At 73.2% G+C, this 8454-nt stretch carries 8 protein-coding genes; 2 read left to right on the top strand and 6 right to left on the bottom strand.

What is annotated here, in order from left to right; all coding sequences use genetic code 11:
* Positions 1-207: 207 nt before the first annotated feature.
* From GQS09_RS24725 to GQS09_RS24705, 5 genes are all read right to left on the bottom strand, one after another.
* Positions 208-1290 carry an AAA family ATPase gene (locus GQS09_RS24725; protein WP_165989788.1) on the bottom strand — a complete coding sequence of 361 codons (1083 nt, stop codon included), beginning with the start codon at positions 1288-1290 and terminating at the stop codon, positions 208-210.
* Positions 1287-2891, bottom strand: coding sequence for an effector-associated domain 2-containing protein (locus tag GQS09_RS24720; RefSeq protein ID WP_165989787.1), 1605 nt, complete (start codon positions 2889-2891; stop codon positions 1287-1289). Before GQS09_RS24720 ends, GQS09_RS24725 begins: the two co-directional genes overlap by 4 nt.
* Positions 2892-3027: 136 nt before the next feature.
* Positions 3028-3459 carry an archease gene (locus tag GQS09_RS24715; protein WP_165989786.1) on the bottom strand — a complete coding sequence of 144 codons (432 nt, stop codon included), beginning with the start codon at positions 3457-3459 and terminating at the stop codon, positions 3028-3030.
* 217 nt (positions 3460-3676) lie between these two features.
* Positions 3677-5038, bottom strand: a complete 1362-nt coding sequence (locus GQS09_RS24710; RefSeq protein ID WP_165989785.1) for a polysaccharide lyase family 1 protein — start codon at positions 5036-5038, stop codon at positions 3677-3679.
* 284 nt (positions 5039-5322) lie between these two features.
* A complete protein-coding gene (locus GQS09_RS24705; protein WP_165989784.1) occupies positions 5323-5775 on the bottom strand; it encodes an SPW repeat protein in 453 nt (150 codons plus the stop codon).
* Positions 5776-6122: 347 nt separating this feature from the next.
* Here GQS09_RS24705 and GQS09_RS24700 point away from each other — a divergent pair, with 347 nt between their 5' ends.
* Positions 6123-7295 (top strand): Vms1/Ankzf1 family peptidyl-tRNA hydrolase, encoded by a 1173-nt coding sequence (locus GQS09_RS24700; protein ID WP_165989783.1) that lies wholly within the window; start codon positions 6123-6125, stop codon positions 7293-7295.
* Positions 7279-7668: a DUF2795 domain-containing protein gene (locus GQS09_RS24695; protein WP_165989782.1), complete on the top strand. Its 390-nt coding sequence runs from the start codon at positions 7279-7281 to the stop codon at positions 7666-7668. Before GQS09_RS24700 ends, GQS09_RS24695 begins: the two co-directional genes overlap by 17 nt.
* Positions 7669-7716: 48 nt before the next feature.
* Here GQS09_RS24695 and GQS09_RS24690 read toward each other — a convergent pair.
* Positions 7717-8454, bottom strand: a 738-nt coding sequence (locus GQS09_RS24690; RefSeq protein ID WP_165989781.1) for a polysaccharide deacetylase family protein, incomplete at its 5' end; no start/stop codon positions are given.

The raw sequence follows: 8454 nt of genomic DNA, 5'->3' as shown, positions 1-8454 counted from the left end.
CTGCGGGAGGTGCCCCCGGCGATCCGGGCTCCTCGGTCCCGGGGGCCGGTAACGGCCGGCGCGGCCCCGCCGCGCGGCGGCCGGCGGCCAGCCGCGCCGAGGCCAGCCAGGCGGCGTCGGCCAGCTCACGCCAGCCGAGGGGGTCGCCGGAGATCCCGCTCGGCTCCTCGGGCACAGCGGGCGCACGCTCCCTGGCCAAGCCGGACATCAACGGCCTTTCGCGAGGTCGCGAAGCAGCATTTCGATGAGCTTATGCCCCTGTGAATCACGCTGGAAGCCCCCCGCCGCGGTGAGTTGGACGGCGTTCAGCAACTGGTCCACGGACTGCGTGCCGCCCTCCCTGACCCGGCGTTCGAAGTCCTCGATCAGCGCCGCCACCCCTTCCGGCCTGCGGCGCAGATGGCTGACCACGATGGCGAGCAGCTGCTCCCGGCTCGGCGGCCGCATCTCCAGCGGCAGGCAGCGGCGCCGGAACGCCGCGGGGAACTCCCGCTCCCCGTTGCTGGTGATCACCACCAGCGGGAACTCGCGGCACTCCACCCTGCCCTCCAGCACCGTGGCCCGGCGCCCCGGATCGGCGGTGAAGACGCTCGCCGAGGGCAGCCCGCCCCGGATGAGCTCCGGGATCTCGTAGCTGCCGTTCTCCAGCACGTGCAGCAGGTCGTTCGGCAGGTCGATGTCGCTCTTGTCCAGCTCGTCGACCAGCAGCACCCGGGGCCGGCGGTAGGCCAGCAGCGCGGTGCCCAGCGGGCCGAGGGTGATGAAGTCACCGAGGTAGGGCGGCTCCTCGGGCCGTTCCGGCCGCCGCCCGGTCTCCGCGTGGGGCTGCTCCCCCGGGCCGCCGGCGCGCCAGGCGGCGATGGCCTGGGCACGGCCGATGGCGTCGTAGTCGTAGAGCCCGTCGCGCAGTGCGGTGCGGCTGACGATGCTCCACTGAAGCACCCGGCCCAGCCCCAGCTCCCGCGCCACCAGGTAGGCCAGGGTCGATTTGCCGACCCCGGGCGGCCCGGTCACCAGCAGCGGACGCCGCAGCAGCAGCGCGGCGTTGACGGTGTCGACCTCCTCCTCCCGCAGGGTGGGCCGGGCGTCCGGACCGCCGAGCCGGCGCAGCGCCGCCCGGTCGTCGTCCGCCGGCGGCTCCTGGAGCGGTTCGCCGCTGAACTCGCGCCAGGGCGGCGGCTGCGGAAGCTCCGGCGGCCCGCCGCCGTCGGCAGCGGGTGCCGCTCCGGTCCCGTGGAAGACCCGCCAGGAGCCGGGGTTCCCGTTGGTCTCGGCGTCCGGCTGCGTCACGCCGACACCTCCTCTCGGTCGATGAGCCGGTAGGGATCGTCCCAGAAGAACGCCAGGTGCCTGCCCACCATGCGGGGTCCGTCAACGTCCTCCTCGGCACGGGCCCGCAGGGTGTGCACGGTGGCGGGGATGCGGTCCGGCGGAAAGCCCACGATCATCGACAGCAGCTCCCGCACCTGGGGGTGGAAGACGTCCCGGCGGTCCCACAGCGCCAGCCCGATGCCCTCGGCGATGGCGGCCCGCAGCGGTTCCAGGGCGCGCCCGGCGACCGCCGGGCCGTTCAGGGTGACCGCGGTGAGGTGCTTGTTGTTCATCAGGGCGCCGCGCCAGTGCGGCAGCTGGGCCAGGTCGGCGGAGCTCCAGTGGTGCGGCTGCACGATGCCGGAGGCGCGCAGGGTGTCCCAGCGCTCGCGCCAGGCGCGCAGCACCCGGGGGTCGGCCGCCCGCATGCGCTCCAGGCTCCGCAGATGGACGAAGTAGCGGGGGCCGATGGGCAGCGGGTCGGGTCCGTGCGCGTCCAGCTCCAGCCGGGCCACATCGTGGTTGAGCAGGGCGAAGGGCAGCACGAATTCGACGAAGACCGGGCCCTGGTCGTCCGCCGCGTCCAGCCAGAGCCGCTCGCCGCGCCGGATGGCCCGGTCCACGGCGTCCGCCAGGGTGTCCATGGTGGCCCGCTCGGTGTCGCCGGCCATGGTGCGCCAGTAACCGGCGGTGGGGTTGATCCAGTGCCGCACGTAGATGTCGGGCGAGCCGTCGTCCGCCGGGTCGGCCATCACCACCACGCAGCGCGGGATGTCGGGGGACGGGCCGGGGGTGCTGCGGATCTGCTGCCGCCGCTCGTACAGCGCCCCGGTGAGGCCGGCCTGCGCGGCCCACTCCTGGCCCCAGGTCTCCAGCTCCTGCTGCTCGCGGGGGCGGGCGTCCGGGCGGGCGGCGGCGCATTCCGTCAGCACCACGGCGGGCGGCAGGCCGTCCGGCTGGGCGTTGGCCTCCAGCAGGTGGTCGAAGAGCTTGGCGGCGGTGAGCCCGGTGGGCAGGTCGAGGGAGAGTTCGTGGGCGAGGCGGTCGCGGAGGTCGCGGGCGGCGGGGCCGGTGAGCGGGGCCAGCAGGGCGCGGGCCGCGGTGACGGCGGCCTCGGAGAAGACGGCGTCCAGGCGGGTCCGGGCGGGCGCGGAGTGCGCGGCCGGGGCGGCCTGGACGCCCGGGACGGGGGGAGGCGGCGGGCCCGCCGGTGCGGGCTGTCCGGCGGCCAGCCGGTGGCGGATCTCGGTGGCGATGTCGTCGCCGTTGTAGAGGGCCACGGCGTAGAGGACGGCCTCCAGGCCGTGGTCGTCCCGCAGTGCGGAGCGGGCCAGGGCGGCGGTGTCGGACCGGGCGCCCCGGCCGGGTAAGGCGATGGTGCGGCGCAGGTATTCGGAGACCGTGAGGGTGAATTCGTACCGCTGGGTGGGATCCCGGACGCAGTCCAGGGCGAGCAGCTCCTCGACGAGCCTGATCGTGAGGCGGGCCCGGGATGCGCCGGGGCCGGGCGCCTGGTGCGCCCCGGGCGCGTCGTACTCTCCGTGCGGCTCGTGCGGCTCGTGCGGCCCAAGTGTCACCACCGACCACTCCCCCGTGAAGTCGGCTCGGGTGCCGTTTTGACTGGTGAAGTTACCACGTCGTATTCGGGGCGACCAAGGGAGCGCGAGTGGTCCGCGGGGCCGTACCGCCGCTCCGGCCGGACGGGATGGCGGTGTGTCAGACGGCCAGGGTGAGGGCGCAGTGCCAGCCGTCGGGGGTGGGGCCGATGGACAGGCCGCGGTCGGCGACCGCGGTGGGCACCGGTCCCGTGGTGCGCAGTGTGTGCAGCCGGACCAGGCGGATTCGGGCCCGCACCCCGCCGGGGACGGCGGCCACCCGGGCGCGCACCGGCACCTCGCCGCCGGTCTCCAGCCAGTGCAGCACCTCTTCGGCGAGTCCGCGCAGCAGTTCCTCGTCGTGCAGTGCGGGGATGACGGTGTCCAGGTTGCGGGCGGGTGCGGCGAGGACGGTCGAGGCGGGGTCGACGAAGGCGTCGACCATGCCCTGCACGGCCTGGGCGAGGCATTCCTCGCGGGTGGGTGCCCAGGCGAGTACCCGCAGGTCGGCGGGGTGGGGCACGCTGCTGTGCCCGGCTTCCCTGACGTGCATGGCCGCTCACCTCCCGTGCCTCGCGTGCCTCGCGTGCCTGCGTGTCTTCCGTCCGGCTGCCCGGGGTGTCACGGTCTCACGGCGGGGGGCGGTCCGCACGGTGGCGGCGGTGCCCGGCGCCGGGGAGGTTCGGCGCCGGGCACCGCCGGGCGGGGGTGGCGCGGCCGTCAGCGGCCGTGCCCGGGTCCGGGGCCGGACCCGGCCGGGTCCGGCCGGGTCACCTCAGGCGGCCGGCTCCGGCGTTGCGGGTGACGTCCTTGACGGCCTTCTCGACGGGCTGGACCTTGCCGTACAGCCAGGGCGTCCAGTCCACGTCCGCGGCGAGCGGCGAGTCGGGCCGGGCCTCGTTGTGCGCGGCGACCACGTCCACCCGGTCGTCGTCGTCGAAGCCGTTGAGGAAGGTGCCGGATTCCTGGAGCGCGGTGCCGTTCCAGCGGTGGGCGATCCGGCCGGGCTCGATGTCGCCCTCGAAGGAGTTGTTCTGGGCGTAGATCTGCGAGTCCAGGCCGACGCCCCAGGCGTAGTCGAACGGGAAGGGCGCGTCCGCGGTGACCAGGTAGTGGTTGTTGTACAGGTGCACCTGGCCGCGGCGCACCCGGGGCGAGCGCTGGAGCACGTTCTCGAACAGGTTGTGGTGGTAGGTGACGCGCAGCTTGCCGATGTCCTCGCTGTGGCTGTCGCTGCCGCCGACCAGCATGCCTTTGTCGTAGTTGTCGTAGTGGTTGTAGGAGATGGTGACCAGGTCGGAGCCGCGGGTGACGTCGACCGAGCCGTCGTAGACCATGTACGGCCTGCCGTGGAACTCCTGCTCGGGCCGCCCGCCGCCGCGGAAGGTGTTGTGGTCCAGCCAGACGTTGGTGGCGCCGTACAGCCAGATGGCGTCGAACTCCGCGTTCCAGTTGCCGGCCGAGCCGTCGGTGGGCGTCCACTGCGGGAAGCAGTCCTCGACCGCCTCGAAGCTGATGTTGCGGATGATGACGTTGCTGACGTCGCGGACGTACATGGCGCCGCCGGTGATCCTGGCGTTCTTGCCGAGACCGACCAGGGTGGTGTTGGAGCCGATGCGGTAGACGCTGTGCTCCTTCTGGTTCTGGTGGGACCGCTTGCGGGCGTCCTCCAGCGGACCGGAGGGCTTGCTGTCCCAGCCCCAGTTCTCCGGGGAGTAGTAGTCCAGGTACTCCTCGAAGGAGTACTCCGGGTCGGCGAAGTCGTCGCAGGTCACGGGGTTGCCCTCGGCATCGACGTTCATGTCGATGGTGCCCTTGACGTAGATGATCTTCGGGGTGTCGTCGTCCTGGCCGCCCAGGGCGGCCAGCAGTCCGGCGCGGTCGGTGACGGTGTGGATGTTCTCCGGGGACGCGGAGGCCCCGCCGCTGGTGCCGTTGCCGTAGGCGCCCCAGCCGTCCCGGGGGCCGAGCACCTCGAAGCCCAGCTTGCTGCCGGAGCCGCCGTGGCCGCGGCCGGCGGAGAGGGTGTCGCCGGGGGCGGAGGAGGCCGCGGCGGCACTGAGGGCCGGGGCCCCGGCCCCGACGACGGCGAGGGCGCAGGCCCCGACGATCACCTTGGATCTGAGTCTCATCGTTGAGTCTTCTCCGATTCGTGCAAAGGCTTGTAGCCCTGGAGAGCGGTTTCCCGGCTGGATGGGGCTACATCGTCCAGAGAAGACGCTCGTAGCACAAGGGATGCGGCAGGAAAAACCTTGTCGGGTGCCTGCCATCAGCGGCGATGAAGCAGGAAAGATGCAATCGGTTGCAGTGAAGACGGACAAAACGCGCCCCTGGCGAGCGTTCGCCGGGGGCGCGGTGTTCGACGTGGGATGTCAGCGTTCCCCTCTCTGCCGCGGGCAGGCACCCGTGGCGCGGATCAGGTGTCCTGGCGCTTGCGCCGCACCATCATCGACTGGGCGATGGCGGCCACGCCAAGGATGAAGACCACTCCCCCGATGAGGAAGTTGTTCCAGATGACTCCGGCGTCGGGGAACGATCCGACCCACCACGGCGCGGCGAACATCCAGGCGCCGATCGCGCAGACCGCCCAGCTCATGCCGTACATGCGCTCCGGTGTGATGGTGAAGCCCAGGGCCAGCAGGCCCAGCGCCACACCGACGATCAGGTTGTTGACGATCAGGTTCGGCTGCGTGGCCGTGAAGTTGTTCACGACCCAGGGCGAGATCGCGCAGTAGAGCCCGGCGAGGAAAACCAGCGCATCCACCAGCACGACATCCCGTCCGTGCAGCACGCGCTCGTACCGATCGCGCATCTCGTAGATGTCCGGGTGACCGGCGAGGTCCGCCCGCCGGTGCGTGACATCCGCCATCGTCACTCGCCCCTTTCCGAGGATCCGCGCCGGCGCATCTGCGCCGGGACTTCACGAATCCCCCGACAATTCTGCGCTTGTTGCACCTTTGGTGCGAGTCAGCGCATGATTCTCGAACGTCTCGAAAGCCGCGGCTCACCGAGCCGCTCGTGGGCCCCGGAGCCGGGGCGGGGATGCCGCTCCCGGATCCGGAGGTCCTGTGTCCCTCACGAAACGGCCGTTCACTCGGCCTGCACCCGGGTCCCCGCCGCCGTGCCGCCAAAACCCGGGCCGCCCGGCCATCCGGTGTGGTCAGCAGCCGGAGGGGTACCCGGCCCGTCCACCAGGCCGCAGACGAGGAGGGAGCCATGAAGCTCGGATTCCTCAACCCGCTCTTCGAACGCCCCGGGCCATGGGCATCGGTGTACTTCGACACCGCGCTCACCACCGAGGACGCGCTGACCCGGCACGAACTGGCGGCCCAGGAGGCGGTCGACCAGCTCGCCCGGGACGGCGCCGACCGCCCGACCTGCGAGGCCCTGCACAACGCCCTGCTGGGCCTGAAGCGCTCCACCGCCCCGGCCGGCCACGCGCTGTTCGCCACGCACGGCGAGGTGGTGCTGGACGCCCCGCTGGAGATGCCGCCGGCCAGCGCGGCCCAGGCGTGGTGGTCCGCGCTGCCGCATGTGGAGCCGCTGCTGGAGCTGACCGGCACCCGGCCGTCCTGCCTGGTGGCGTACATCGACCGCCGGGGAGCCGACTTCGAGGAGTGGGGACCGCTCGGCACCAGCCCGGCCGGACAGGTCGGCGGCGAGCAGCACCCCCTGCACCGCACCTCCGCGGCGGACTGGTCCGAACGCCGCTGGCAGCAGACCGTGGAGAACACCTGGGACCACAACGCGGGCGTGATCGCCGAGGCGCTGGCCGAGGCCCAGCGCCGCACCGGGGCCCCGGTGCTGGTGCTGGCCGGCGACCCCCGGGAGCGCCGGGCCGTGCACGACAGGCTGCCGTCGCAGCTCCGGGAGGCGGCGGTGGAGACCGAGTTCGGCGGACGTGCGCCGGGCTCCCGGAAGGAGCGGCTGGCGGAGGTGGTCGAGGACGCCCGCGCCGACTACGAGGAGCGCCGCATCCGCGAGGTGCTGGACCGCTTCCACGCCGGCCGGCACCCCGACCGGCAGGGCCGGCTGGGCGCGGCCGAGGGCGTGCCCGCGCTGATCGAGGCGGCCCGCGAACACCGCATCGACGCCCTGCTGGTCAGCCCGGACGGGCAGGATCTGCACCGGGAGGTGTGGGTCGGCCGGGAGCCGGACCAGCTCGGCCTGCGGCGGTCGGAGATCGCCTATCTGGGCGACGAGGACCCGCGGATGGCGCGCGCCGACGACGCGCTGCTGCGTTCGGCGGCGACGACGAACGCCGAGGTGCTGACCGTGCGGCTGCCGGAGACCGGCGCCGAGGACGGTCCGGCCGGCGGCCTGGGCGCGCTGCTGCGCTGGGTCTACGACCAGGAAACGGAAGGAGCCGGCCATGCCACAACGGGGTAGCGACCGCTACAACGTCCACCTCGATGACGAGATGAAGCACGAGCTCACGGGCATGCTGCGCGGCGAGCGGCCGAGCCGGACGGAGGAGTGGCGGCGGCCGGAGCCGGACGCCGACGACGATCCGCCGCTGGCACTGCGGGGAAGGCAGGACCTGATGGACCGGGAGTACGAGGACGAGTCGTACCGCTTCGAGCTGGCCCGCCATCTGCGCCGGACGGAGTTCCCGACCGACCGGCGGCATCTGATGGAGACCTTGCGGGCCGAGCACGCACCGGAGGATCTGGTGCAGTCGCTGGCCGGTCTCCCCGAGGACCGCGCCTTCGTCAACGTCCAGGACGTGGTGGCGGCGCTGGGCCGCAAGCCGCGGGCCTAGCACCCCGGTGCCCGCGCCCGGGCCGGGCCCGGGGCGGGTTCGGAAGGCTCAGACCGGCCCCGGAGCCGGAAGAACGAAGGACCAGCCGCGGTCGATCAGCCGCGGCACACAGTGCTGGAGGGCGGCGACCGTCTGTGACCGGTCGCCGCCCCCGTCGTGCGCCAGCACCACCCCGCCCGGGTGGGCGCCCTCCAGCACGGCGGACGAGATCTCGTCGCTGCCCGGCCGGGTCCAGTCCTCCGTGTCCACCGACCAGCCCAGCGGCTCCATGCCCAGCTCCGCGCACACCTGGAGGGAGGCGGTGTCCCAGGCGCCGTAGGGGGCCCGGGCCCAGCCCGGGGCGCCGCCGAGAATCCGTTCCACCAGCTCCGATGTGGCGGCCAGCTCCTTGCGCACCTTCTCCCGCGGCAGGGTGTCCAGCCGCGGATGGGTCCAGGAGTGGTTGGCGATCAGATGCCCGTCGGCGGCGATGGCCCGCACCAGGTCGCGGTTCCACTCGGCGTTCTCCCCGATCAGGAAGAACGTCGCCCGCACGCGATTGCGGCGCAGCACCTTGAGCACCTGCGGGGTGTACTCGGGGTGCGGTCCGTCGTCCAGGGTGAGCGCGATCCTGCGGCCCTTCACCGGCAGCGTCCGGGCGGCGGCCTTGCGCACCGGCACCTTCTGCCCCGGCGCGGAGTCCCCGAGCTGCGGACGCGTCTCCGGCACCCCCGGCGCCACGAAGGGACGCAGCCGGTAGCTCTCCTGGCCCAGCCCGCTGCCGCCCGCCGGCCGGCCGGCGGGCGG

It is taken from the genome of Streptomyces sp. YIM 98790, assembly GCF_011421595.1.
GTDB lineage: Bacteria > Actinomycetota > Actinomycetes > Streptomycetales > Streptomycetaceae > Streptomyces.
Note: the sequence above shows the minus strand (reverse complement) of the source record. Positions and strands in the feature narration are given on the sequence as shown.

Coding starts and splice junctions, on each gene's coding strand:
- GQS09_RS24695 (WP_165989782.1), top strand. CDS start 7,279: ATGCCACAACGGGGTAGCGACCGCTACAACGTCCACCTCGATGACGAG.
- GQS09_RS24710 (WP_165989785.1), bottom strand. CDS start 5,038: ATGAGACTCAGATCCAAGGTGATCGTCGGGGCCTGCGCCCTCGCCGTC.
- GQS09_RS24705 (WP_165989784.1), bottom strand. CDS start 5,775: ATGGCGGATGTCACGCACCGGCGGGCGGACCTCGCCGGTCACCCGGAC.
- GQS09_RS24715 (WP_165989786.1), bottom strand. CDS start 3,459: ATGCACGTCAGGGAAGCCGGGCACAGCAGCGTGCCCCACCCCGCCGAC.
- GQS09_RS24700 (WP_165989783.1), top strand. CDS start 6,123: ATGAAGCTCGGATTCCTCAACCCGCTCTTCGAACGCCCCGGGCCATGG.